This is a genomic window from Pedobacter antarcticus (genome assembly GCF_900103515.1).
In the GTDB taxonomy this organism is placed as follows: Bacteria; Bacteroidota; Bacteroidia; order Sphingobacteriales; family Sphingobacteriaceae; genus Pedobacter; species Pedobacter antarcticus.
The window spans coordinates 149,669-174,907 of sequence record NZ_FNGZ01000001.1 but is presented as its reverse complement, the minus strand read 5'-3'; the positions used below and the strand labels follow the sequence as shown (position 1 = coordinate 174,907).

The window sequence follows — 25,239 nt, the reverse complement described above, 5'->3', positions numbered from 1 at the left end:
TTTATTTACCGAACTCAGCTCGCAGCGTTCTTTTCAATCCTTCTTCGATAGAGTAAGGAGGTACAAATCCGGTTGTCATAGCTTTCTTCGAATCAAACTGGGTCACTGCGCAGAATTTTTTTACTCTCACTGAACTTATAGTTAATTTTTTACGAAGTATCCAAGCCAGGATATCAAATCCGTATCCGCCCAATATCCCTAATGTATAGGGAATGTGTATAGTTGGGATTTTCTTACCCAATACTTCTCCCGTATGGTGAACGAGGTCATTGGTGGTAAAATCACGTTTGTCTACGTAATTGTATACCTCATACCCTGTTTTTCGTTCGCGGATCAGAAATTCCATAAAAGCAACTATATTACCAATATAAGACATTGATTTCTCGTTATTACCTTTTCCGATCATCAAAAATTTACCAGAAGCAATTTGGTTCAGCAGATTGTATACATTCCCCCGGTTACCTTCCCCAAAAATCACCGTCGGACGGATAATATTAATATTCCAGTCCGGATGCGAGTCGTACCATTGCTGCAGAACCTGTTCCGCCTGCCATTTGCTTTTTCCATAAGCATTAAATGGGTTGGCCGGAGTAAGTTCATCCGGATTTACTTTATTTAATCCATAAACTGCTACGGTGCTGGTAAATACGATACGCCTTACCTCGTTTTGGGCCATCGCTTCCAGGGTGTTTTTCATCCCCTGAACATTTACGTCATAATATAAAGAAGCAGGTGTAACATCGTCACGATGCTCTGCCGCTAATAACACAACTACGTCCACACCTTTTAATAAAGTGACTAACGTGTCTTTTCTTAGCACATCTGCAATGTGGGTAATAGCTGAAAAACTGCTGCTTTGCTGTTTGTCTATATTAAGAAATTCAAATCCTTGATTTTGTTTCAGGGTCTCTATCAGTCGGGTTCCGACAAAACCTGACCCTCCAATGATGGCAACTTTCATATCTTCAATTCTAAATAAAATTTATACTTCGCTATAGCTGATTTGTGCGTTCTTACTTAATGAAATTGCAGTATCGGCTCTTCTCCCCGCCTCAATCCGGTGAAATACAAAATGAAATAGACCCCAAAGGACAATATCTAAAGCCAGTACAATGTTATTACTGATATATTGTACGCTGACAATATTAAAGACACTAAAAAATAGCGCGAGCAATATGATATAGATCATGGCAGTACGATGGGAAATGCCGAGGTCCAAAAATTTATGATGAATATGGTTCCGGTCAGGCTCAAAAACTGACTTTCCGTTTCTAAATCGTACCCACATTACTCTGGCTACATCTAAGACAGGAACAATCAAGGTTGTAAATGCTGACACAATTGCACCATCAAAGAATGGTTTGATATCCTGATTATTCATAGAAAAACTAACTGCTAAAAAAGCGATTGAATAGCCAAGGGTTAAACTGCCGGTATCCCCCATGAATATGCGACGTTTCCGTTTTGATGCACCAAATACATTAAAGTAAAAAAAAGGAATTAACAGGCCAGTTGTAATAAAAGCGAAAATAGCGTGTAACCATGCACCTTCTGCAGCGAACAAAATACCAAGAATCAAGCTGCTGACCATTATCAGTCCGGAACATAAACCATCAATTCCATCAATAAGATTGATGCCATTGATAATGAGCATTACCGCGAAAACCGTCAGTGGCATACCTACCCAGGCAGGTATAAAATCGATAAAAAATACACCGTAGATATCATTTATCCACAGACCGGAAAGTGGTAAAAGCATTGCAGCAACCAACTGCGCAAAAAATTTAAACTTATAACTAACACCTATCAGATCATCTGCAAGCCCGACAATAAACAAGATTACCAGACCAGTTGTAAGTAACAGGAACATTGGTAATATTTCACCAGTATTTAAATGCAGGTCATTTAAAAAGTTGTACTTATGAAAGATTACAACTGCTAATGTCATCAAACAACATTGGATTGGTGCAAATGCCACACCACCCAATCTGGGTATGATATGCTCATGTGTTTTTCGATTATTAACCGGGTCAAAAAGTCGCTTCTTGTAGCTTACAAGATAAATGAAACGGATAATAGACCTTCCAAGGTAAAATGCTAATAGAAAAGGGATCAGGATAATTAAAATTTTTACGGTCGTCATCTTTTAATTCATTAAGTGAAACATAAACCACACTCAAGTATTCGTTACTATTAATTATATATTAAGGGTAGACTGGGCGTTTAAGAATAGGGCTACCTTTGACAGATCTGTGTCTTTCAAAAGAACTTTCTTGTTTATGTCCAGCAGGTAAATCGTAGGCGAGGCTCGAATGTCATATAAACCTTTAGCGAGCACCTGTTTACCACTATCGAATCCATTCGTCCAGGTTGCCGGAATATGCGATTGATATGCCTTCCAGACGTTATGATCACCGAGTGCATATATTGCTAATACATTCAGTATTCCTTTGTCGACAAGCTGGCGGAATCTCGTGCTAGTTTGGAGTTCCGCAATTGCTGTTTCACAATGCGGACAACCAGGCTCATAAAAGAATAAGAGGACAAAAGGTGCATGGACAGAAGAGATCTTCCTTTTTCCACCTGTAGGGATCTGAAATTCAAAATCCACTGCTGCTGAACCTACGTTATTTTTTTTGACCATTGCCAGTTGTGCATTGTAGATATATTTATCGGCCTCACCGAGCTTACATGAGTCCAATAGAAATTCCAAGACAGGTTTATAATATAAATCATTGCGTACCGGCGAATTCGGATCGTGCAAATAGTGTTCATACTGCTTTTTGAAAAATTCAAAACTGGTAGGAAATGGCTTTGCTTTTGAAAGCATATGTTTTATTGCCCTTGAGCTGATCGTATCCGGAAATTTAGGGAGACTGGCAATGAAATCGACCAGGAGCTGTTCACCTATAGCGGGATCTCTTAAGGCGATGGTATCCTTAAAATCAAAATTATCCCAATAATGAAAGAACAGACGTTCAGGAGAGGTCTCTACAGAGAGTTTAGTGCCCGTATCTACTTTAGCAGAATCGGGTAATTTCTCGTTTTTCCTGGCACAGCTAAACAATACATTTAAAATAATGCAAGACAATACAACAGATCTAAAAAAAAGCACCTTATTCATATTTAACTATCTATCTAATATTATCATATTTATTATCCGAGGATTCTTACCTCCGCATATACCCCTGACTAACGATATTCACATTTTCTATCCTGGTCATTTTTACTGCTTGCCCCCTGTCTGATCTTGCTGATGCCCGGGCAGACGAGCCTGCTTTACCCAGTGAATGATTGAGCGCTGCAGATAGCATATCCTCTTCTGCATCTCCAAAATCCCGAAAGATATAGTCTCTCACATTCCGCTGATCTCCACCGATCCCATCCCAGTAATCTGTCTGATTCCGTGCATTGGTCAATTTAAAAGATGCCACCCAAAGCCCTTTCTTTCCCATAATTTCCTGTCTGAAAAAACCAACAGGTTTGCCATATGTACCATTATGTTCTGCTATGATTACGACATTCATATAAGGACGAAGAACATTGATCAGCAATTCCGAGGCAGAAGCTGTAACGTCTGTTACTAAAAAATAGACAGTACTCAGATTCAGATTATTACGGCGTTGAAAATTCACATCGTCAAAAGACTCCCCAGGTAAATTATCAGGTTGTGAGAGGTATGTATTTAGTATGTATTTATACATTAAAGCCCTGTCAGCTGTAGCACCAATTATTTTGTTAGCCATATATTCTACAGTGCTAACATGTCCTCCTGTGTTGTAACGCAAATCAAAAATGAGGTCCCTGATCTGGTTTTGCTCAAAATCGTCAAACACCTGATTCAACCGGCTTCGGTTGGCTTTTCCCTCGGGTACGGCTTCAAAAGACGAAAGCGCCAGGTAACCAATAGCTTTAGCAGGATATAAGAACACCTTATTTTTGATTATTGGATTAACTTCATATGGTGTTGATGAGATCGATTTAGTGGACTCATTGCCATCAGTGTGACGAACTTTGATTCGCATGCTGCTCTGTTGCATGGCTGCCAGCAACTTATTCACAACTGCCTGGCGAATCTTCTCGTCCGTAAACTTACAGCTCCCTGACTCACAGGAAACCGGAACACTGAAATCCTGATCGTCATCTATTCCCAAAATCACATCCGACCGTCTGATACCAGATTGAGCCGCCGAAGAGCCCCCTTCTGCATAATATATTATCGGGTAAGCAAAGTTTTCGTTCACTGCTCCTAATGATACAAAAAGACCAAAACCCCGGTTCACTTCTATGTCATCAGGTGAACTTCCAATCTTACTCATGTCTTCCAGATAAGAAAACCGATCAATACTCGCATTATAACCTGCGTGAAATGGGGTTGTCCTTTTTAAGGCAGTAAGTAGATCAACGGGTGACGCATACGAATCTGTAAATGAAAACAGAGCTTTATCTTCTGGCATTATATTATCACTCCATAAGGAATAAAGCTTATAATAATGGAAAATACTGTCTTTCAACTGCTGGTCGGCCGCCCTTTCATTGCCCTCGGAAATAGGTAACATTTCTTTTTTACAGGATAAAAAAAACAGCAGAAAGAATCCATTTACTAAAAAAAACTTATAACCCAGGCCCCTCATCACGCTTATGATTTTCCAGTAAAACATAAAATTGATCTTGTCTCATTGCTGAACCCCAATTTGGGTGTAAAAAAGCGGTTTGATGCAGCATCAAACCGCTTTCATTATCATTTCATTACCCTAGATGGGCAGCTTATAATTAGATGGCTGCACGTACGCAGCGAACGTTCTTGAAATTCGTCTTAATAACATCCAGACCAATAGCAGATACGTTCAGAAGGGAAACCCCAAGGGCTGCACTAGTACCCAGAATACCTGTATTTGCCGAATAATCCCAGGCTCCTACACCAGCTAATCCAAGTAAGTCCAGACCGGCAGTACTTGTCCATATTTGCGCGCTGTTTCCATAAGTATCGTTAAAATTCAGTTGAATAATGCCTTCTACCAAAGAAAGTCCAACACCTTCTCCATTATAGTTAAAATGCAGTCTGTTACTTGGATAAGGTGCGGCAGTTCCTGTCGCTGTATATTCAAGAAAACGGAGAGCTCCGACAGTTCCGGTTGTAAACGGCTGAGCGGGAGGTCCCAATAAGCCACCTACTAACAACCTAAAATCAGGTTCACTGGCCTGACGCCATATTCCAGCCGGATAAACCAGTGTACAAGGATCGCCATTTGTACCATAATCGGCGGAAACAATCCCTTTAAAAGAAAAGTAGCTGTCTCGTCGATTTGTACTCGCATAAGTATGATGAAAACGGTAAGGGTTGTGCCCACCAGGGTTATACAAATTGGCCCTCGCCCATCTTACGCCTGCAACTGTCAACGGTGATTCAACCAAATTAACTAAGGCCCTGTAACTGCGGCCTAATTGAGGCGTCACATTAAATGTAAAAACCGACGGAGTTGCACCTAATAAAGTAGCAAAAGATCTTATTGTTGAATTATCTATGTCAAGCGCCAAATTCGTTAACGTAACTGTAAGCGCAGCTGGAGTAGCTGCATCCGCGGTGTATATATAGGCTACTTTCGCATCATGATATGGGGCCAGCACATCTGAAAAACTAGCATAATTAACAACCTGTGTATAATCCACTAAATCAGATAGCGCACCAGTTTTAAGATTGATCGTAGCTGTCTTTAAAACTATCCCGGATACACTAACCGCAGCTGTATTTATATCTGCAAACATTCCCATGGTATTCAGTTCCACTGCAATACGGGCAAGGCTATGCTTAAAAGTTATGCCCAATGGACTATTACCATCCGGTCCGTTTGCAGGAATGGCGATTGTTCCACTTGCATATAACACATCTTTGCCTCCAGGCAGAGCAAGAGTTGGGTCTGCCGGATCTACATCTGGCACGGCATCTGTACTATTATATGAAATTGCATACCAATTATATGAAGTTCCTTTAGCAACATCCACTGCACCGGCAGTTCCCGATACCAATGGTGTGGAGCTTACGAACGTTCCATCTGTTTTATATAATAAAAGACGGTATTTAACGTCTGTCGCCATAGCAGAGACAGCTAGTAAATCGCTCGTAGTTGATATTCCCTTCGGTACATTTCCAATAGCTATATTAGGTTGTTTTAACACGTCGCGCTCTACAGAAACAACGGCATCAAACCCAGGATATGTAATGATTTTTCTCGGTGTAGTGCCAGTCTCTCTGGCTACTGATTTGTTTCCAACATTAGCTTTTGGATTAATTAGAGTAACGCCTTCATCATCGTCGATACCAAGAACCTTCACCGAGATTTTACCGTCTAGTCTGGTCTCCCCTGGCACTTCATTTTCAGCCTTATTTTTCGAGCAACTCTGGAAAAGCTGCGTGGCAAATACAAATAAAACAGCTACCGCTATTTTAGGGATAGAATTTTTGTATAGTAATTTCATATTTTTTCATTAAAAAGTTCGTGATCTTTATTATAGGTCTCCATTAAAGGTAGTTCCGCCACCATCTCCCCAATCGTCAACCTGAGGTTGATATGGAGCACCCGAATTTCCTCCGGAAACCGTTACAGAAGCAGCAGCTATTCCCTGCTCCAGCTCTACGAACACTACTTCTAAAGCAGGTGCTTCGTATTTGATCTTTTTTTCCTTTTTCATTGGTATATGTTTATGTTTATTATTTTCCTCATTTCTCCCCGCTCTTACGATGTTCTTATTTGTGTTGCAAATCACAAAGAGCATGTTCTGCATATCCTGATGAATATTTAGTTCTGAAATACCATTTGATCAATGGCAGGCTACATGTTAAATATTGCAGCAATGGCAAAGAATATTCGCCAGGTTCTTTTCATAAGAAATATTATTTACCTACAAATTTAACCAATTGCCAGAAGTTCGGTCCAGCGAGAAAGACACATTTTGATGTTACATCAAATAGCCTGCACAAACAAAAAAACATATAAAACACTGGTATACAAACCATAACAAGAAACACTTAGATTTACATGGAGGGTAAAAAATTCACGTTTTAACGGAGTTAAATTCCTACCCGAATTGACCGGACACTTCTTACTATATCGGCAGTCTTAACTCATTTTTTATCTTAACATTAGGTCCTAAAAAGGAGAATTTCACAACCATTTATTAATCTAAAATCAAACTTCACTTAATACTGCAGCAACATCTTTGTAGCAAAAAAAAACAAACTAATTATGGTAAGAAATCTACTATTAGCGGTATTATTGCTGTGTTTTTGTGTAAAAAATTCCCTACATGCACAAACTACACAAGCATCTATTTTAGGTATCATAACTGATGAACAAAAGAAGCCCGTTCCAGGTGCTTCTGTCCAGGTTAAAAACAATTCCACTGGTTTCACGACCAGAACATCTACTAATGCGCAAGGTGAATACACTTTTAAAGAACTCCCTTTAGGTGGACCATACTCAGTAAAAGCCAATTTTATGGGTTACGGCGAACAGACCAGAAACGGTTATAACTTGAACCTGGGTGACGTCGTAAGAGTTAATATTTCAATGCAGGAAGCATCTCAGGATTTGGAAGCAGTGCAGGTTGTCGCATCTGGTTTGAAAAATAAAGTCCAGAATTTCGGCGCATCAACTGAGATCTCAGCGAGAACTATGAATCAGCTCCCTGTTAACGGCCGAAACTTCTCAAATCTGATGGATTTGTCTCCTTTAAGCCGCGGCGGCGGTATTTCTGGGCAACTAGGCTCATCCACTAACTATACTATTGATGGTATGAGTGCTAAAAACCCTACATCTTCAGGTAGTACAACCAGTCGTAGTGGTGCCCCCTACTCTATCTCTATAGAGGCTGTGCGCGAATTCAAAGTAGTTACAAACCAATATGATGTGACATTAGGAAGAGCTGGTGGCGGTACAGTTACTGCGGTAACTAAATCCGGTACAAATACAGTTACCGGAAGTGCATTCATGTACGGAAGAGCAGACTGGTTATCCAGCCCTTATGATATTAGAGGTATCAGACGTCAAAATGATTTCTCTACTTATCAGTATGGATTTACATTAGGTGGGCCGATCATTAAAGATAAGCTCCATTACTTCATTGGTTTGGATCATCAGAAAGATTCACGTCCGTTAATTATTGCCGACATCAATGGTCCTGCCGATGAAGCAAGATTTAGAATTACCAATGCTACTTTAACAGACTTTTTATCGATCGCGAGAAATAAATATGGTGTCGCAAATACCCCACAATATGGCACCTTCGATAAGAAACGTGGTTCTGATGCTGCATTTGCCCGTTTAGACTGGCAGATCAACGACAGAAACCTCTTAACCATTCGTGATAATTATACGAATGACAGAAATCCATTAGGATTAGGAGATAACACTGCGATCAACTTCTACGAAAGTTATGGAAATGATAAAAACGTTGATAATAGCTTACTGGCGACATTACGCTCCACCATTAGCAGCAAAATAACCAATGAGCTGAAAGTACAGCATCTATATACATTCCAGGCAAGTACGCAAAATGACGAGCTTAAATACGCTATTCCAAGAGCAGTAGTCGGAAACGTTCAGTCAACATTATCGGATGGTACGGCAGCAAATACAGCAATTCAAATAGGCGGACACCGTTTTGGTCAGGAAGGTTTTACCAATAACGTTTTCCAGTTAGTCGATAACTTCTATTATAACACAGATAAAGTCAAATACACATTTGGTGTAGATGTAATGTATACTAATGCTAAATCACTTTATGGTAGTGAGGTAAACGGCAGGTTTGAATATACCAACACAACTGCCGGCTCTTCCCTGGATAACTTTAGAAACCTGGTTCCAAACAGATTTTATCGTGAAGTACCTTTAGTTGCAGACCCAACAGTTAAAGCCGGAATCTGGAATACAGCACTTTACGGTCAGATGCAAACGAAATTAGCGAGAGGCCTTGACTTCGTTGGAGGTTTACGCCTTGATTATAGCTCTTATCCAAAATCACCGTTAAACGAAACCTTGTTTAGCGAGCTGGGTGTTAGAACTGATCATGAATTAAAGCAGTTTTTAATTCAGCCACGAATTCAGTTCAACTGGGATATTAATGAGAACAGAACTGATTTTCTTCGCTTTGGGGCAGGAATTTTTGGCTCAGATGTAAACAACTATGTGACGATTAACAACTTAACTTTTGACGGTAAACATCTCGCCACTGTAGATGTATTTAATAAAGACGTTCCTACTCCTAATTTCCCGGGATACAGAGATGGTTCGGTTTCTGCTCCTACGTTAACTGCTTTACAATTACCAACGATCAATACTTATGCCGCAGATGCAAAAATACCAGTGGTATATAAAGCTAACTTATCATATAGCAGACTAATTAGCGATAACTTAAAAGTTGGAATTACAGGTTATGCAACATTAGGGCGCAACAATTATATGTATGTCGACAGGAATATGTCTGCCGATCCGTACTTTACGTTACCTAACGAAGATAACCGCGGCGTTTTCGTACCTGAAATGCCAAGCAACGGTTCTCCGGACTGGAAAACCGGCCGTATCAGCAATAAATTCGGCCGTGTCCTGGAATTGAACAGTCAGGGTAAAGTAAATCAGTTTGCAGTAGTTTTAGATGCAACGTGGAAGTATTTCAGAGATGGTGAAATATCTGCAAGTTATACTTGGAATGACGCAAAGGATAATACCTCTTACAACGGTAACGTAGCAAATTCTGCCACTTTATCTTTACCGGTAAAAGATGACCCGAGAAACTTGAGCAACATGACTTATTCTGATAATCAGTTCAGAAAAAAGATCGTTATCTATGGTACGCTTCCAACTTTCTACGGTGTGACAGTTGGGGTGCGTTATTCTGGAATTGGCGGTACACGTTATAGCTTGTTATCGGGCACTAACAACAACGGTGATTTTGTAGCCACCAATGACCTGGCTTTCGTCTTTGATAAAAACAATTTTGCTATACCACAGAATGTCCGCAATGGTTTACAAGCAATCTTAGATAATCCTAATGCAAGTCAGAGCTTGAAAGAATATATCAACAAATATTCGGGACAAATTGCGCAACGTAATGGTGGCGTGAATGATTTCTTTGGTATTGTAGATTTAAGAGTCAGTAAGAAATTCAAACTATACAAAAACCATAACCTGGAAGTTTCTGGAGATATCTTCAACTTTGCAAACTTACTGAACAAAAAATGGGGCGTAAATGAATCTTTAGGCACCCAGGCACTATACGCTTTAAATGGTAGCGCTGAGAAGCCAGCAACAGCTACTTCTCCAGCAGTGCCCGCAGTTCCAAATTACGATGCAACAACTAAGTCATTCAATTACAGAGTAAACAATGCTGGTATTGTTAATCCTTCAGGTAATCCTTATCAATTTCAAATTGGTTTGAGATACGGGTTTTAACCTTTGGCTTGGTGCTTAATATACTTAAGGGGGATCTGGACGGATCCCCCTTTTTTTATCGAAATTTATTTTGCAATTTCTAATTCTGTGTTAACAAAAACACATAATTAACCTTTAGTTAACGCTTAGTTATGTGCTTGTGTAGTCCACAATCAATTCAAAGTTCCTTCATTGCTCGTTCATTGTTTCTTCAATGCTCCTTCAATCTGGATTGAAGGAACATTGAAGAAACAATGAATAATGTTAGAAAAATAGTTTCCTGAAACTACAACAAACAGACCAGGGGATACAGTTCAAATGTTTCATTTATTCAAAAGACTTATTATTCGTTTAAGATTAAAAGTAACACGATAAATACAGTTTCAGTTGGAAGAACCACAACTCTTAATTCTATATTGTATTATCCAAAATATATTTACTGATCAGACTGTATGAAAAAAGTTTTAATCCTGTTACTTATAACTAGTGTCTTTGCCGGCTGTAGTTCACAAGATGATTTAATTGCAGAACCCGAAGCGGTAATAAAGGAACTTTCCCTTTCAATTAAACCGGGACATATTTACACCAGTAATATAGACTTCGAATTTGAAATTCTGGACGGGAATGGAGGCTATACCGTAAGTGTATCCGACGATGAGGATGCCAGAGCGACAGTCGAAGGAAATAAGGTAAAAGTAAATCTGCTCAAAAATACAGCGAGCATCACAGTCACAGATAAAGACAGTCAAAGTGCATCGGTTGTAATCAATTCGTCTGCAAAATCTCTCACCCCATCAGCATATGGGATATTCATTGATAATGGAACTTCATATACAATGAAGGATATCAACTTTGGAGAGGGAGGATACACTATTGAAAAAATAAAAGGCACCTCTGCCGAGGTAATAGTCGTTGAGAATGACGAACTGAAAGTTAATGCATTAAAGCCAGGAAATTCTTATTATAAAATAGTAGATAAAAGAGGTGCTAAAGCGAAGTTTGAAGTCTATGTGACTACTGCTTATGATTTCTACGGTAGAACCCTTGAAATAACAGCGATAAATGATCAAATCATCTCTGTCATCATTAAGCAGGGAGCTGGTGAGTGGAAAATAGTTGGGGAACAATCATCTCCTATTTTCAAGAAACTCACTATGATAGCAAAAGGCGACAAGGACAAAAAATACGACATTTTAAATATAGCCACATCGGAAAATGAGTCTAAAGGCATATTTACTATTCCATTACAAGACAAAGCTGGCAACAAGGCTTATGTAACTGTAAATGTGAAATAGGGATTCATTTACAGTCCTACGATCTTTACAAGATATAAAAAGATTCAGAAACCGCGGGCGCAGTATTCACTTCTTCGTTCAGTAAGTTTTTGATATTAATTTCAATGGTATTACAGATCGTCGTCATTGGAGTATCGGTAGGCAAATTACTGAACGGATTTTCAAGGTGGCTTGCGGTCTTCTCCAGCAGAAAAAAAGCTGCAGAAATCACCAGCAAAAGTGGTATTTCAAAATAGCTTTTAATATCGCGGAGCGAGATAGAAAGTGTAATCAAAAAGAGGTAGATAATTAAATGTAAAAAATACCTGTAAGTAGACGGAAACACAGTGCTTTTAATCCGCTCTGCCATTCCCATAGCATTAGAAAAATTAACCATGGAATTGTTTATCTGAACATGATTAAAAACATGGAGCTTATCACGCTCTTTTAGATCTGCGACATGTTGCGCATTCAACTGGAGAATAGCTAAATGCTTATTGTGATGTTTTTCCAAGCTGTTTACGTCTTCAACGGATAAATATTCATTCAGATTTGCAGCACCGTCCTGGCCTCTTAATGATTGACTCAGGCTATAACACCACGCAATATGTCTGTATGCAATTTTCTTTATATCTTCTGCATTAGGCTTGATAACAAATGACTGCAACTGCAGTATAAAACTTCTGCTATCATTTACAATACTCCCCCATATCTTCCTCGCTTCCCACCATCTGTCATAGGATTGATTGAGCTTAAAGGAAAGTATAACCGATATCGCCGTACCCAGAAATGCAGGAATACCTAAGGGCATCACCGGAATAAATTCTCTGAATTTGGTCGTAAGATAATAGACAACAAGTCCAATGATTAGTACATGAAATAATTCGAGTTTTACCTTATTGAAGATATAACTAAAAGGAATCCGCTTTTTAAGTAACATATATCGTTTTTTACAGCTTAGCAAATCTGAATCCATTATAGACCAAGTCGTTTAATTTATTTGCTATAGCACCTGTAAATGTCTGACTGGCAGACATCTGTAATTATACGACCATGATGATATTACTGCCTATTTTTTACCGCAAAATCGGGAAATTGAAGATTCTCCCCTCCATCTTTTTTTATCGATTCCAAAAAGCGGGCGTGTCATCTTATGTGACACGCCCGCTTTAAGCATTTAATACGTTGATTTAGTAAGACTTAGTGAAATACAGTCAGATCAGGAAAGAAGATCTTACTAAAATCTACTGTAACGCCGTCTCCACCGTATTTTATTTTCTTAACTAAAGCACCAGTCGAAGCATTATAAATTAACAGGTAATTAACTGTTGAAGCAGCGCCGTAGCCCTGAATTCCATTAACAACAATATAATCTTTGTTTCTATCATACCGGATAGCGCCATAAACCATAAATGGATCTTCAGTAATGGTAATAAAAGGCTTAGCCAATGTAGATACATTACCGTCAATATACTTATAGATTGATTTGCCAGAATGATAAAAAACAGCATTCTCTTTCGTTGAAGCGGTTATTCTTGTAGGTGCATCTAAACCAGATGACCCCAGACTTACTGGAATAGCCACTCCTACAGTATCCAATTTACTATCGATTGCAATTAAGCGGCTACCTGTCGAGGCCCATACTTTACCATTTGGCGTCTCTGCAAAACCACGGCTCAGGTTAGAAAAACTTTTCACGAATGAATAGTTACTGGCAGACAAGATTTTAGCACCGTTACTTTGCAATACATAAACATAATCGCCATTTTTCAACATGTCACCTGTGTTTAACGCACTTACGTTAATCAATTTGTTCTGAATAGCAAGATTATTTAAATCAATTTGGTAAACACCATCACCCGCACTTAAAAGTCCGCGGTTTCCGTCTACCTGAATAATACTTCTCCAATTACTGGTTTCCTGAACATATCTGGCTTCTTCTTTTAAAGTCGACGCGCTTACTTTAACAATCGGCCCGTTCATTTTGCTAATCAAGTAAATGCTGTTATTAATTACCGAAGCAAATTGCAGCGTGCTGCTTTGCGAATTATTTGCTAGTATTTTACCTGGATTTTCTTTTTCATAAGCCCTTATGCTCAACGTATCATCCCCGTATCTGTAGAAATTAATTGCTCCGGCATTTCTTGCATATGAACCTTCTCCGATAACGAAAAACCCATTGTCGTATTTGGCCCCTGAGGGATCAATTTCCGGACTATCAACATTGTCTTTTTTACAAGAGTATAAGCTTGTAGTGACAATTAATGCAGCAAAAAGTAGTTGTCTGATGTTAAATTGTTTCATTGTATAGTTTGTTGTTTATTTCTTTAGTAATTTGAGGTCTGCGGCGCCCGCAAATTCTGTTGATATTTCGCCGACAAAACGGGACCTCCGATTATCATTATCAGGGCTAAAAGGATTTCCATTACTGTTCTGTCCTGTATAAACCTTAACAAAATCGATCGCATCTAACGCAACTTTCTTTCCATTGCTATCTACAGCCCAATCGATGTCAAAAGTATTGTAACCGCGTCCAAACTGCTCCTGCAGGCTTAAATATTCACTCGATCCATTATCCGAGTATCCGATACCCAAAGGTTTATTTGTGATAATAGATCCTGGCGTTAATGTGTTACGAACTAAGGTACCGGTAAAAGATATTTCATCGGTAGTTGCCCAGCCCGGGTAATAATCCTGTTTATGAAACTGATTTCTCAGCACCAGACCGTCCTTACCCTGATTGTCAGTCCAACGGATATCATCAGTCAGGCTTGCTGGTTTGTAGTAAGTGATCTTATAATTTTTAATGGTTGTTGACGCATTATAATCACTTCCCGCCAGCTCAAACCATTCATCATCTGGTAAGCCATTTTTATTTTTGTCCTGCATCACGCTCACTATGCCAGGTTCCGAAAACTCCATCCCTAACCCAATTAAGGGGTTGCCATGAATCCCCAGATCAACACCAGGTCCATTCGTAACAGCGTGATCGAAACCAAAGACGATATAACCACCATAACCTCCTAATGATACCAGCCCATTGCCCACAGCACCTACAAGAATATCTGTTTTGGCAAGGTCATTATTACCTCCCTCATTAGTAAATTGTCCGGGAGCGGGTCTAAACTCATAAATTTTGTTTAGATAAGGTGATTGGTTTACCACAGGAGGTAATTCTCTCTCTCCTTCCGTTTGTTCTTTCTTACAGGAAAAAGTAACGATTGATAGCACAAAGAGCGCTGGAATTAATTTTATTCTCATAGGAAGCGAAAGTATTATCCCTGACGAAATGCAAATATGAGTTGCAACCCCACAGCAAACAGTTAAACAAGGAAATGAAATACAATATTTTAAGTCTCATCCTAGCTTCAATCCCCGGAAGCTATGAAATCATATTGCTAAAGGCAGGTCTCCTGACTCACGCCCGACTTTCAAGCCTTCCCATTCTGTCGAAGCAGAAAAGTGGCTAGATTAGAAAATCGTTATGGCGCTTACAGTTGCGGGACAGTTACAGATTTTCACTGTATTCCCTTTTAATCCTGGGCGTTATTCCTGGAACCAAAAGCGCCGCAAATGTAATGAAATAATGTAGAAAAAAAACTGATATGTTTGTCTGATAAAAAAGATGCTCGTTATCAGTAAATTAGGTGAGTATTATCATTTTCATATCGTAATAACACAGTAACTTTAATAACTCAACTAATCAAACCAATTCTATGAGTGATCAAGATCTTAAAACTATAATTGTGTTGACCGATTTCAGCAGTTGTGCACGAAATGCAGCTGAATATTCTTTGGTATTAGCCGGTAAGTTTCAGGCTAACCTGTTGCTGTTCCACTCCTATTTCATACCAGTTTCTACCTTTGACAACTGGCCTGACACTGATTACCCTGCACTCCGGGAAAATAGCCTGTCCAAATTGAAAAGGGAAGCAGAACGCCTTAATCAACTTACAGCTGCGTCAGAGAATGTATATCAACCAAAGATAGAATGTCTTGTCGAAGGAGGGTCGCTTGCAGACAATATTACCAATCTGATTACCGAAAGAGAAAATATTTTGATGGTCGTTATGGGAGGTTACCGTGCACGTAACAATGATGATTTCCAGTATGGAACGGTCATCAGCGACATACTTGGTAACGCTAGATGTCCGGCAGTCATTGTACCCGAATTTGCATTTTTAACAGATTAATCAATATGGATTAGCTATCGTTCAAAATGTCTTAGATTACACTCCAGCTCCTTGTCCCAGTTCCCTGTAATAGCCGCGGCTTTATAAGTTGATACCAGAAACTGCATTAGTAATTCCTCGGGATTTCCTGAGCGCTGCACTACATCATAAGTAAGGAAAAATTCGCCCATTTCTTCACTATAAAATGCTTCGGCGGGCTGTACAGATTGCTTTCCAAACCCTTCAGGAGTCGGATAACAATAAGAATAAAATGCCGGTGACGGAGACAGCTCACTACCTGGCCAAAAGCCACAACTACTGACCTCATGGGAATATGCTTCCTGCATGACCCTATCTGGCATATTTGGTGCTCCGCCCTGATGGACTGGTGCCTCCCTACCGGAAAAACGGGTCACAGCCAAATCAAAGGCACCCCAAAAAAAATGCACAGGGCTTACCTTCCCCGTGAAACCGGCCCGAAACCTGGTGAAGACTTTTTCTATTTTAACTAGAGCCATCCAAAGTAAGTTCATTTGAACGGCGTCATAACTTTTATGTATTTCGTCCTGCATAAAAGGAATTGCAGGGTCAACCTCATTGGGAGAAGCATAAATGGCTACTTCAATTCCCATGAGTTCAAGTTTACTTAAAAGCTCCTTATAAAAACTAGCTACAGTGCGCGGATAAAGCAATATGATCTCTCGCTGGCCGTCACTCGAAGAAACGATCAACTCATGCGATATGAAATCAAGATCCAATTGAAATATACCATTGGAATAAGGAATGCTTCCGGTAGTGAGGCCTCTCGAAGAGACATAGAGTGTTACATGCCAGGAGTGATTGACCCAGGGAGAATTTGACAGCCTGATTTTACCAACAATCTGTGTCCATAAATGGACTGTTGCGAGTGTATTATTATACTTTTCGTAATCTAGTACCGGCCAGGATTGAGTGGTAGTTTTCATGATCGAATTATCTGAGGTTCAGATACAAGATAAGCAATGCTCAACGGAATTTAAATAATAAGACAAAGTTAAAATCAGATGAATAATGCATCAATGGCTTTTTGGAAGTATAAAATGGAAAGTAGTACCGGAACCTTCCACACTTTCACACCAAATAGTTCCACCATGCCAACCGACAATGGTTTTAACTATTGACAAGCCGAGTCCTAAAGTAGGCTCGCCATTCAGGCCAGGCCTGCGTGAGGCAGTAAATTCCTCAAAGATTTCGTCTAGCTGATTTTCAGGAATACCTATACCGTTATCAGAAAAGCTAAATTGAACCTGATCTCCAGCATCTATCACTTCTAAAATGATTTCTCCAGGTGGCCGGGTAAATTTCAATGAATTGGAAATCAGATTATTTATAATCTGCATGAATTTTGCATCATCCAGTTCAATAAATATTTCCTCATTTGATCTCAGCAATCTGAAACTGAGTTTGGCAAGATCTTCCGATCGTCTGCATTCCTCCAGGTATTCATTGAGTTTACATACGATGTCTACTTTTTTCTTAACTAAAACCACTTCGGTGGTTTCCAGAAACTCTCTGTTCAATAAGTCTGCTATCAGATCAATTGCCTGCTGAAGAATCCCTGCGATGTATTGCGTTTTTTTCTGTATTTGGGGTTCCTCTATTTCACCATCTATTAGCTTGGTAACCGACTTGGCGATATTCAGTGGTCCCCGCAGGTCATGGGCAAGCATATGTAATATTGAGTTCTTCTTATTTGTATAACGGGCAATAATCTCATGATTAGCAACTTCATCTGTAATCTCGGTTATGCTTCCCAGTAAAATAAGATTTCCATGCTGACTGGCTATAAACGGGCAGATCTGGAGCCAACGAAACCCCAGGGGCGTATCAAACTTTATTTTCACGCTGCCGCTGAATGTTCCTCCAATGACTTTGTCAAAAACATTTTTTAATTCTGCCCAATCATCGGGGTGAATGGCGGACATCAGTACATCATGCAGTTTCAGATTAGCTTGCTGATCAATAACCCAATGAAAATCAGGATGCAGATATAGAAGTTCGGCAGTGACGACCTGATAAGCAAAATGAACATTTGAACCAAAAGGGTAAGTGGCAGATGATTGTAATTCGATTTCCATTTAAGTATAAAATAAGCAGTAGCAAACGAATAAAATATTTTATAACAGGGCTATTATTTTAGCTTCCAGATCATTCATATCAAATGGTTTTGCGATGTAATCAGAGGCACCTGATTTCTCTGCAATGATATGCCCTTCTGCACTGGCAGAGTACATAATTACCGGTAAAGATGAAAACTTAGGCTCCGCTTTAATCGTCTTTAAAACCTGGTCTCCAGAAAGAACAGGCATCCATATATCCAATAATAACAGATCAGGTTTTTCTGACTCCAGCCGTTTTAAAACATTTACACTATTTGCTTCTGTAAACACCTCGAAACCAAACTCTTCAATGATCATTTCCATCATTTCCAATATCCCGTTATCATCGTCACAAATCATAATTTTCTTAACCATTGCTCGCCTCTCCCGTATAATCCTTTATTGGTAAAGTAAAACTAAAAACAGAGCCCTCTCCTATTTTGCTTTCAGCCCATAACGTACCTCCATGGTTTTTAACGATCTGATCACAGATATATAAACCAATTCCCATACCAGGATAGCGTTTTTGTATCTCACCAACGCGGTAGAACCGCTCGAATATTTTTTTCAATTCACCTTCTTTAATCCCCATACCTTTATCCTTTACGGAGACTTTAACAAAGTTACTTACTTTAGATACGTAGACCTCGACCTCATGTGATTCAGGCGAATATTTAATTGCGTTACTGATTAAATTGGTCAGAACCTGGACTAAGTGCATTTCGTCGCCATTAAAAACGGCTTCGACTTTACCTTTTAAAATTATGTTATAACCCGGTGTCGCAGCCTTTAGCCCGTCAATAGTATCAATGACCATCTTATCGAAATCAAAAGATTCCATATGTAATTCCAGATTACCGGTTTGTATCCGGGACACATCGAGCAGTTCCGCCAATAATTGGTTCAACCTGTCTACATAAACCCCAGTCTTATCGACCACTGATCTGAACTTATCACTCACAGTTTCGGGCATCAGGCGTTGCATCATTTGTACGTAGCCAAGCACGGTAGTCAAAGGGGTTTTCAGTTCGTGGCTCGCAATAGACAGGAAATCATCTTTGCGCTGTTCTATAGCTTTACGCTCAGTAATATCTTCAATAGCCAGTAGAATTCTATCCTTAAACTGCCCCTCCAGTTCAATCCGATGTGCATTCAGCAACATCAGCTTCTTTCCGATATGAGGAAATTCATGCTCCACTTCATAATCCAGTACAGGGTTGTTTGTAGGAAGAATTTCCAGCATCATCTTTCTAAGTTCAGGGATGTCCCATTGTCCGTTTCCTAATTCATACAGCAATTTACCCTTAGTTTCACTAATAGATACTTTAAATGTATTCAAGAAATGACTATTTGCACTCAGAATATGGTAATCCTTATCCATCACCAGTAAGCTCTCTCTTATAGTTTCTACAATACTGGACAGGTATTCTTCATTCTCTTTCAACATCCGGGTTCGCTCTACGACTTTACGGTCTGTCTCATTATAATATAATTGTAAGGCCTGTTCAGCTTTTCTTCTGTCAGTGATATCATTCTGGATTCCAATAAAATTGGTTACGCATCCTTTATCATCCTTCACGGCAGAGAGATATAGTTCATTATAAAATAGCTCACCACTCTTATTGTAGTTTCTAAATTCAACCATACAGCTCTCTCCTCTGGCGATTGCTTCACGCACCGTTTTTCGGGATTCCTGTTTGCGATCCTGATTTTGCAAAAAACGGCAATTATGCCCAATGATCTCTTCACGGCTATAACCAGAAAGCCGTTCGAATGCCGGATTGCAATAAATGATAGGATTATCAGGCAATAGATTATCGGTAATTACTATCCCGGTATTCGCTGCTTCCACTACTTTTTCCAGAAGCACCTGATCAGTTAAATTGGGTTTGATATTTGAATTCATTAAAATACACTACATTATAAAGCTCATTTTGTTTATATCATTTGTAAAAACAATTGTATGCCTATATTAATTAATTGTTTACATACGATCTTTTTCTCAATTTGGATTAGAGATATTGACTAAATAAAATGATATAAAAATATAACGTCTCCTGTATAGGCAGGCTTGGCGTGATCTTTTATGATAAGTGTGGCTTCAATAATCACTTTAGTGGTACCTCTAAGATTTACTATCGACTTAAGCTTAGCTTTTAACTGCACTTCACTATCTACTACTACAGCCTGACCGAATTTAAACTGTTCAATCCCGTAATTTATTTCCATCTTAATATTCTGAACATCAGCAATTTGTTTCCATAAATATGGAATGAGTGATAAGGTTAAGTATCCATGTGCAATAGTCGCACTAAATGGCCCCTCTTTTTCAGCTCTTTCTTTATCTACATGAATCCATTGATGATCGAGAGTCGCATCGGCAAACTTATTTATTTGGTGTTGATCTATTTTATGCCATTTCGAAACCCCTATTTCTTTGCCTAAATAAGATTTATACTCTTCAAAATTTCTAATAACTAACATATTTATATTCCTTTTTTATCGATTTAAGTTGTTTCAGTTCCCATTTGCTACACGCCAAATCCGTGCCGTGATAGTATCATAATATAGCAATTGAAATTGATGTCCCAAATCATCTGGTCACAAATTTCTGTGCGGCATAAAAATTCATTAAAGTATACCGTTTAGTTTAAAGAATACTCGACCTACTTCCTTAAAATCTTCTCCATTCCCCTACCCTTCGCCAATTCGTCAATCAGCTTATCCAGATAGCGTATCTTTTGCATTATCGGGTCTTCAATTTCTTCGACACGGTAGCCACAGATTACACCAGTGATTTTTGAAGTATTAGGATTTATCTGTGGTGCTTGCTCAAAAAAGGTTTCAACATCTATTCTGCTATCTAGTTTTTGTTGCAATGTTTGTGCATCATATCCCGTAAGCCAAAATATAATCTCGTCTACTTCATCTTTTGTACGTCCTTTTTTTTCCGCTTTTTGAATGTAATGCGGGTAAACCCCAGCGAAGGGCATTTTAAATACTCGGGTATTTTCCATATCCCATCCTAAAGATTAAGGGTAATCTTTTTATTCGTTTTAACCGCCAGGTAGATCGCGTCAATGATTTTTAAATCTTTCAAAGCTTCTTCGCCATCTACAGGCACAACTGGGGGGTTTCCTTCTAGAATGATCCCAGCCATTTCTTCCATCTGTACGGTTTGATGAGTGGTTACAGGCTGGGTTAATTCACCTTTATTTGTACGGCCTTTAATTGGACCATAACCGGTAGAGGGCTGCAGTTCTGCAAATCCTTTATCGCCATTCAGGAAAAACCGGTCCAGATTATTCATGTTATATGTTGATAAGCAAGAAGCTGTCGCGCCGCTGGGAAACCCAAATTGAAATTGAATAGTTTCATCAACCCCCTCTTTAAATAGTACAGGATCTGTTTTGGTTTCTTGTGCGGTGACCCATACAGGTTCTTCACCAACCATATAACGCGCACCGTTGATAGCGTATATTCCAATATCCATAAGCGCTCCACCACCAGCCATTTGTTTATTCAATCGCCATTGTTTAGGATCACCAATTTTAAAACCACACAAGCCCTGAAAGAATGTAATTTTCCCAAAATCTCCATTCTTTCTCATTTTAATAATTTCAAGTGTTTTGGGTTCAAAATGCATACGGTAGCCAACCAGCAGTTTAACGTTTGCTTTTCTACAGGCGTCAATCATTTCCTGTCCTTCTCTTGCATTCAAAGCCATTGGCTTTTCGCAAATTACATGTTTACCCGCTTTAGCTACACGTATTACGTGGTCATGATGTAAAGCATTAGGCGTTATCACATATACGGCATCAATATCAGGGTTTTCGATGATTCTGTCAAAATTCTCATAATTGTAACAGTTCTTCTCTAAAATCCCATACTTGCTTTGCCAGTCTTTGACTTTCGAAGGCGTACCGCTAATCACACCGACAAGTTTAGCTTTAACACATGATTGCATCGCTTCGGCAACACGGCTACCGTACCCGCCCAAACCCATTATCGCTACCCGCAAAACTGGCCCGTCATAAAGTTCATTATATTCATTCTTACCGGCAGCCCAACTATTAACGGATGCCAGATGTAAGGCCAGGGCGGATCCGCCTAACTTTTGTAAAAAATCCCGACGTGAATTCATAAGTTTAAATATATTTAGTCTGTAATATAAGTTTTATCAAGAACAAATATCACTCCGTACAGTTTCAACTAATTATAGTACAACACAATACAGAAAAAAAATTAAACAAACACGTCAGCCTGCCTGCCGCTAAAGTTTTTCCGTGATTATCTCTACTTTACCTCCGTTTTTAAACAGATCGTGAGAGATAAAATAGCCTTTATTTTTTTCTCCATTAACTTTTATTTCGGTAATAGCCCTTCCCTTTTCAGGTTTTGTGATCGTTAGTACCTTCCCATTTGGCGTTGTCCATTTAACCTCGTCAAATAGTGGGGCAGTCACGATATACTCGGCATCGGTGGCCGAAAATGGATAAAAACCTAATGCAGTAAATACATACCAGGAGGACAATTCTCCAGCATCATCCATACCACAAAGTGCTAAACCATGCTCACCTATACCATATAAATTATTCAGGATGTTATCAATTACTTTCTGGGACTTCTCAGGTTTTCCAATAAAATGATAAGAAAATGGTGCTTCATGATCGGGCTGATTACCGTGGCAATACTGCCCGATCATACTTTCCACATTTCTGGCTATATACTTTGGATTCCATGGCAGGGTAAATAACGAATCCAGCTTGGACTCAAAGCCTTTCTCTCCTCCGTATAACGCAATCAGGCCTTTCATATCATGAGGTGCGTAAAATGATACTTGCCAGGCATTAGCCTCACGATACATGTACTCATAGTAGGGATATTGTGGATTAAAAGGTGTGATCCAGTCTCCATTTTCCAGTCTGCCCCTCATAAACCGTGTAGAAGGATCAAACATATTTTTATAATTATTAGATCTTGCCATCAGGATTCTGTAATTGGCAGTATCACCTAGCTTTTTTGCCATCTGCGCAAGCGAATAATCATCATAAGCATACTCCAGGGTTTTAGATACTCCCGCTCTGGCCTTGGTTTCCACATGAGGATTATCGACATCCGGATCAGATATAAAACCCTTTTTAAGATATTCATCCAGGAAAGGACGCGCTCCGGGTGATACATTTGCATTTCTTAACAGAATGTCGTAGGTACCTTTAACATCAAAATTATCGATCCCCCTCAGATAAGCACCAGCAATGGAGGAAGCTCCGTGATCACCATGAAAAAATGTAGGAATAAATCCAGTCTTGTCTCCGACGTCCTTCATTGATTTAATCACGTCAGTAGTAACCTGCGGAGACATTAACCCTAAAAGAACATCCTTATTGCGGTAAGTATCCCATAAAGAAGGTTCGGTATAGTATTTGTAATTATCTGCTTTGACAACTGCATGCTTAGCATCTTTAAACTCACCGTTCACATCACTACGCAGTGCAGGCCACAGAAGTGAGCGATACAAAGAAGAATAAAGCATCACCTTTTGTTTCTCTGTTCCACCTTTCACTTGAACGGCCGATAGCATTTTCTCCCAGGTCTTGTGTGCCTCACTACGAATGGACTCAAACGATTTATTACCGATCTCTTTATCCAGATTCGCTTTTGCATTGGCTGTGCTTACAAATGACAATCCTATTTTAAGCTCTACGGGGCCTTTTCCTCCATCCGCCAAGTGCACTATTGCATAGCCGTCTTTTTCGCCTGTGGATTTGATTTCCAGCTTTTCAATATCTGTATTCAGAACTGCGTAAAAGTAGACGTTCTCTCCCCCTTGAAATCCTTTTAGAGCAGATTTACTTACCTGCTCAATATTCCAGTTATTTACGCCACTAAGTGCTTTTGATAAGTCGAACAATACCTGTCTGCTATGATTATTAGCATACTCATAGCTATGATAACCAGTTCTTAATGTTGATGTCAGACGGACATTCACCTTATAATCTTCAAGATATACCTGATAATAACCTGGCTCGGCGCTTTCGTTTTTATGAGAAAAATGGGAACCTGCTTTTGAGCCTGGATTTGACATAGGCAGTACAGGAATATTTCCTAAGTTCCAATGTCCTTTATTCGTATGAGTAAACCCGACTATTACAGAATCTTCATATTCATACCCGGCACCCGCCGGCTGGTATTTTGTCATAGGGCTGAGCTGAACCATTGCATTTGGTAATGAACTACCTGGAAAAGTAAGTCCAGACCAAGCTCTCCAGTCTTCTGGCAACTCAAATCCAAGAATCTTTGGATCTGTAACTGCCTCTGTTCCGATAAAAGTATTTACATACTTCGTATTTGTTTTGCTCGTCTGACTCTTAACTGCGGTAGATAAAAACAGGATTATCAACAGCAAACTCGTGCATCTTTTTTTCATATTAAACGATTTAGCTTCTATTTGGTCGCACAAAATACTTAAAAAGAACTTTTGATAATTATCAATTAACATATAATTATTAACAATAGATATTTATCGACCGGTACGCTGAAAAAATGAATTAGGTTTCAGCATATTCAGCACGAAATTTACAACTGACATTATGAAAAAGCATAACAATGATGACAAAAATCCAAGAGTACGGTATACGTGACATAATTAACTACCGCTCCCTTGACTGAGTCGAATCCAAATTAACGCAAACAGGTAGAAAACCAAACAATTTTCGGTCTCAGAATGTAGTGAACAAGTATTTGACTTAAGCCTTCGGGACAGGTACAATGATCTGTTAAATAACTCCAAGCTATGAAAACTAACAAAAGCAAACTCTCTACGCATTTCACTCTTTTATTATCTGTAGCATTAAGCCTAACGTTGTTCTGCAGTAATTCATTTGGTCAGTCACAGTCTGGAATGAATAGTTCCGCCGCCGTTAATTATAAACAGGCCGATAATGAACTCAACAAGGTATATCAAACTATACTTAAAGAATATGCATCAAAGACTCAGTTTATAAAAAATATAAAGACTGCTCAACGTCTTTGGCTCAAACTTCGAGACGCCGATCTAGAGGCCAGATTTCCTGAAAAAGGACAGTATGGAACTGCGGAATCATTATGTAGGGCGACCTACCTGACGTCATTAACCAGAGATCGCATCAAAGTTCTTAAAGTTTGGGTAGATGGTATTCCTGAAGGAGACGTTTGTAATGGATCGGTGAAAACCCGTTAGGAATAA

Annotated in this window: 21 protein-coding genes and 1 riboswitch; of the genes, 4 read left to right on the top strand and 17 right to left on the bottom strand. The window is 39.2% G+C overall.

From position 1 onward, the window contains the following. Position 1: 1 nt before the first annotated feature. The 6 genes from BLR53_RS00760 to BLR53_RS00735 form a co-directional block, all read right to left on the bottom strand. Positions 2 to 961, bottom strand: a complete 960-nt coding sequence (locus tag BLR53_RS00760; protein WP_037444796.1) for an NAD-dependent epimerase/dehydratase family protein — start codon at positions 959 to 961, stop codon at positions 2 to 4. 21 nt (positions 962 to 982) lie between these two features. Continuing rightward, positions 983 to 2,143 (bottom strand): MraY family glycosyltransferase, encoded by a 1,161-nt coding sequence (locus BLR53_RS00755; protein WP_037444798.1) that lies wholly within the window; start codon positions 2,141 to 2,143, stop codon positions 983 to 985. 54 nt (positions 2,144 to 2,197) lie between these two features. Further along, the gene (locus BLR53_RS00750) at positions 2,198 to 3,124 is read right to left on the bottom strand and encodes a DUF5106 domain-containing protein (protein ID WP_074586255.1); all 927 of its coding nucleotides are present in this window, start codon (positions 3,122 to 3,124) and stop codon (positions 2,198 to 2,200) included. A 46-nt stretch (positions 3,125 to 3,170) separates the two neighbouring features. Next, complete coding sequence (locus BLR53_RS00745) at positions 3,171 to 4,559, bottom strand: S41 family peptidase (RefSeq protein ID WP_176763497.1); 1,389 nt, start codon at positions 4,557 to 4,559, stop codon at positions 3,171 to 3,173. Positions 4,560 to 4,773: 214 nt separating this feature from the next. After that, complete coding sequence (locus BLR53_RS00740; protein ID WP_074586250.1) at positions 4,774 to 6,477, bottom strand: fimbrillin family protein; 1,704 nt, start codon at positions 6,475 to 6,477, stop codon at positions 4,774 to 4,776. Positions 6,478 to 6,507: 30 nt separating this feature from the next. Then, on the bottom strand, positions 6,508 to 6,690 hold the full coding sequence (locus BLR53_RS00735; protein WP_037445124.1) for a hypothetical protein: 183 nt from the start codon (positions 6,688 to 6,690) through the stop codon (positions 6,508 to 6,510). A gap of 554 nt (positions 6,691 to 7,244) precedes the next feature. Here BLR53_RS00735 and BLR53_RS00730 point away from each other — a divergent pair. Both BLR53_RS00730 and BLR53_RS00725 read left to right on the top strand, forming a co-directional pair. Further along, positions 7,245 to 10,448 carry a TonB-dependent receptor gene (locus tag BLR53_RS00730; RefSeq protein ID WP_083331957.1) on the top strand — a complete coding sequence of 1,068 codons (3,204 nt, stop codon included), beginning with the start codon at positions 7,245 to 7,247 and terminating at the stop codon, positions 10,446 to 10,448. 431 nt (positions 10,449 to 10,879) lie between these two features. After that, positions 10,880 to 11,722, top strand: a complete 843-nt coding sequence (locus BLR53_RS00725; protein WP_037444805.1) for a hypothetical protein — start codon at positions 10,880 to 10,882, stop codon at positions 11,720 to 11,722. A gap of 25 nt (positions 11,723 to 11,747) precedes the next feature. Here BLR53_RS00725 and BLR53_RS00720 read toward each other — a convergent pair whose 3' ends face one another. The 3 genes from BLR53_RS00720 to BLR53_RS00710 all read right to left on the bottom strand — a co-directional run bounded on the left by BLR53_RS00720 (position 11,748) and on the right by BLR53_RS00710 (position 14,962). Then, the gene (locus tag BLR53_RS00720) at positions 11,748 to 12,641 is read right to left on the bottom strand and encodes a bestrophin family protein (protein WP_074586245.1); all 894 of its coding nucleotides are present in this window, start codon (positions 12,639 to 12,641) and stop codon (positions 11,748 to 11,750) included. Between the two features lie 260 nt (positions 12,642 to 12,901). Next, positions 12,902 to 14,005: a DUF5074 domain-containing protein gene (locus BLR53_RS00715; RefSeq protein WP_074586243.1), complete on the bottom strand. Its 1,104-nt coding sequence runs from the start codon at positions 14,003 to 14,005 to the stop codon at positions 12,902 to 12,904. 15 nt (positions 14,006 to 14,020) lie between these two features. Then, complete coding sequence (locus tag BLR53_RS00710) at positions 14,021 to 14,962, bottom strand: PKD domain-containing protein (RefSeq protein ID WP_074586240.1); 942 nt, start codon at positions 14,960 to 14,962, stop codon at positions 14,021 to 14,023. Positions 14,963 to 15,087: 125 nt separating this feature from the next. Next, positions 15,088 to 15,279: riboswitch (cobalamin riboswitch) on the bottom strand. Positions 15,280 to 15,417: 138 nt separating this feature from the next. Between BLR53_RS00710 and BLR53_RS00705 the strand changes: the two genes are divergently transcribed. Continuing rightward, positions 15,418 to 15,894, top strand: coding sequence for a universal stress protein (locus BLR53_RS00705; RefSeq protein ID WP_037444816.1), 477 nt, complete (start codon positions 15,418 to 15,420; stop codon positions 15,892 to 15,894). 14 nt (positions 15,895 to 15,908) lie between these two features. On the opposite strand, the gene BLR53_RS00700 is transcribed toward BLR53_RS00705, so the two are convergent. The 8 genes from BLR53_RS00700 to BLR53_RS00665 form a co-directional block, all read right to left on the bottom strand. Then, positions 15,909 to 16,838: a DUF5996 family protein gene (locus BLR53_RS00700; protein ID WP_074586236.1), complete on the bottom strand. Its 930-nt coding sequence runs from the start codon at positions 16,836 to 16,838 to the stop codon at positions 15,909 to 15,911. A 90-nt stretch (positions 16,839 to 16,928) separates the two neighbouring features. Next, entirely contained in the window at positions 16,929 to 17,990 is a 1,062-nt protein-coding gene (locus BLR53_RS00695; protein WP_074586233.1) for a sensor histidine kinase, read from the bottom strand. Positions 17,991 to 18,029: 39 nt separating this feature from the next. Beyond that, positions 18,030 to 18,386, bottom strand: a complete 357-nt coding sequence (locus BLR53_RS00690) for a response regulator (RefSeq protein ID WP_074586228.1) — start codon at positions 18,384 to 18,386, stop codon at positions 18,030 to 18,032. After that, positions 18,379 to 19,917 carry a sensor histidine kinase gene (locus BLR53_RS00685; protein ID WP_074586223.1) on the bottom strand — a complete coding sequence of 513 codons (1,539 nt, stop codon included), beginning with the start codon at positions 19,915 to 19,917 and terminating at the stop codon, positions 18,379 to 18,381. Before BLR53_RS00685 ends, BLR53_RS00690 begins: the two co-directional genes overlap by 8 nt. A 119-nt stretch (positions 19,918 to 20,036) precedes the next feature. Continuing rightward, positions 20,037 to 20,495 (bottom strand): MaoC family dehydratase, encoded by a 459-nt coding sequence (locus BLR53_RS00680; protein WP_037444829.1) that lies wholly within the window; start codon positions 20,493 to 20,495, stop codon positions 20,037 to 20,039. Positions 20,496 to 20,677: 182 nt separating this feature from the next. Next, positions 20,678 to 21,028 (bottom strand): DUF2200 domain-containing protein, encoded by a 351-nt coding sequence (locus BLR53_RS00675; RefSeq protein ID WP_037444832.1) that lies wholly within the window; start codon positions 21,026 to 21,028, stop codon positions 20,678 to 20,680. Between the two features lie 8 nt (positions 21,029 to 21,036). Then, positions 21,037 to 22,155, bottom strand: coding sequence for a Gfo/Idh/MocA family protein (locus BLR53_RS00670; protein ID WP_074586220.1), 1,119 nt, complete (start codon positions 22,153 to 22,155; stop codon positions 21,037 to 21,039). A 129-nt stretch (positions 22,156 to 22,284) separates the two neighbouring features. Next, on the bottom strand, positions 22,285 to 24,441 hold the full coding sequence (locus tag BLR53_RS00665; protein WP_074586217.1) for a GH92 family glycosyl hydrolase: 2,157 nt from the start codon (positions 24,439 to 24,441) through the stop codon (positions 22,285 to 22,287). A 366-nt stretch (positions 24,442 to 24,807) separates the two neighbouring features. Here BLR53_RS00665 and BLR53_RS00660 point away from each other — a divergent pair, with 366 nt between their 5' ends. Beyond that, entirely contained in the window at positions 24,808 to 25,233 is a 426-nt protein-coding gene (locus BLR53_RS00660) for a lysozyme inhibitor LprI family protein (protein WP_074586213.1), read from the top strand. Positions 25,234 to 25,239: the final 6 nt, after the last annotated feature.

Excerpts from the sequence above, each read along its gene's own strand:
- BLR53_RS00760 (WP_037444796.1), bottom strand. The coding sequence starts at position 961 with ATGAAAGTTGCCATCATTGGAGGGTCAGGTTTTGTCGGAACCCGACTG.
- BLR53_RS00755 (WP_037444798.1), bottom strand. The coding sequence starts at position 2,143 with ATGACGACCGTAAAAATTTTAATTATCCTGATCCCTTTTCTATTAGCA.
- BLR53_RS00750 (WP_074586255.1), bottom strand. The coding sequence starts at position 3,124 with ATGAATAAGGTGCTTTTTTTTAGATCTGTTGTATTGTCTTGCATTATT.
- BLR53_RS00745 (WP_176763497.1), bottom strand. The coding sequence starts at position 4,559 with ATGTTACCTATTTCCGAGGGCAATGAAAGGGCGGCCGACCAGCAGTTG.
- BLR53_RS00740 (WP_074586250.1), bottom strand. The coding sequence starts at position 6,477 with ATGAAATTACTATACAAAAATTCTATCCCTAAAATAGCGGTAGCTGTT.
- BLR53_RS00735 (WP_037445124.1), bottom strand. The coding sequence starts at position 6,690 with ATGAAAAAGGAAAAAAAGATCAAATACGAAGCACCTGCTTTAGAAGTA.
- BLR53_RS00730 (WP_083331957.1), top strand. The coding sequence starts at position 7,245 with ATGGTAAGAAATCTACTATTAGCGGTATTATTGCTGTGTTTTTGTGTA.
- BLR53_RS00725 (WP_037444805.1), top strand. The coding sequence starts at position 10,880 with ATGAAAAAAGTTTTAATCCTGTTACTTATAACTAGTGTCTTTGCCGGC.
- BLR53_RS00720 (WP_074586245.1), bottom strand. The coding sequence starts at position 12,641 with ATGTTACTTAAAAAGCGGATTCCTTTTAGTTATATCTTCAATAAGGTA.
- BLR53_RS00715 (WP_074586243.1), bottom strand. The coding sequence starts at position 14,005 with ATGAAACAATTTAACATCAGACAACTACTTTTTGCTGCATTAATTGTC.
- BLR53_RS00710 (WP_074586240.1), bottom strand. The coding sequence starts at position 14,962 with ATGAGAATAAAATTAATTCCAGCGCTCTTTGTGCTATCAATCGTTACT.
- BLR53_RS00705 (WP_037444816.1), top strand. The coding sequence starts at position 15,418 with ATGAGTGATCAAGATCTTAAAACTATAATTGTGTTGACCGATTTCAGC.
- BLR53_RS00700 (WP_074586236.1), bottom strand. The coding sequence starts at position 16,838 with ATGAAAACTACCACTCAATCCTGGCCGGTACTAGATTACGAAAAGTAT.
- BLR53_RS00695 (WP_074586233.1), bottom strand. The coding sequence starts at position 17,990 with ATGGAAATCGAATTACAATCATCTGCCACTTACCCTTTTGGTTCAAAT.
- BLR53_RS00690 (WP_074586228.1), bottom strand. The coding sequence starts at position 18,386 with ATGGTTAAGAAAATTATGATTTGTGACGATGATAACGGGATATTGGAA.
- BLR53_RS00685 (WP_074586223.1), bottom strand. The coding sequence starts at position 19,917 with ATGAATTCAAATATCAAACCCAATTTAACTGATCAGGTGCTTCTGGAA.
- BLR53_RS00680 (WP_037444829.1), bottom strand. The coding sequence starts at position 20,495 with ATGTTAGTTATTAGAAATTTTGAAGAGTATAAATCTTATTTAGGCAAA.
- BLR53_RS00675 (WP_037444832.1), bottom strand. The coding sequence starts at position 21,028 with ATGGAAAATACCCGAGTATTTAAAATGCCCTTCGCTGGGGTTTACCCG.
- BLR53_RS00670 (WP_074586220.1), bottom strand. The coding sequence starts at position 22,155 with ATGAATTCACGTCGGGATTTTTTACAAAAGTTAGGCGGATCCGCCCTG.
- BLR53_RS00665 (WP_074586217.1), bottom strand. The coding sequence starts at position 24,441 with ATGAAAAAAAGATGCACGAGTTTGCTGTTGATAATCCTGTTTTTATCT.
- BLR53_RS00660 (WP_074586213.1), top strand. The coding sequence starts at position 24,808 with ATGAAAACTAACAAAAGCAAACTCTCTACGCATTTCACTCTTTTATTA.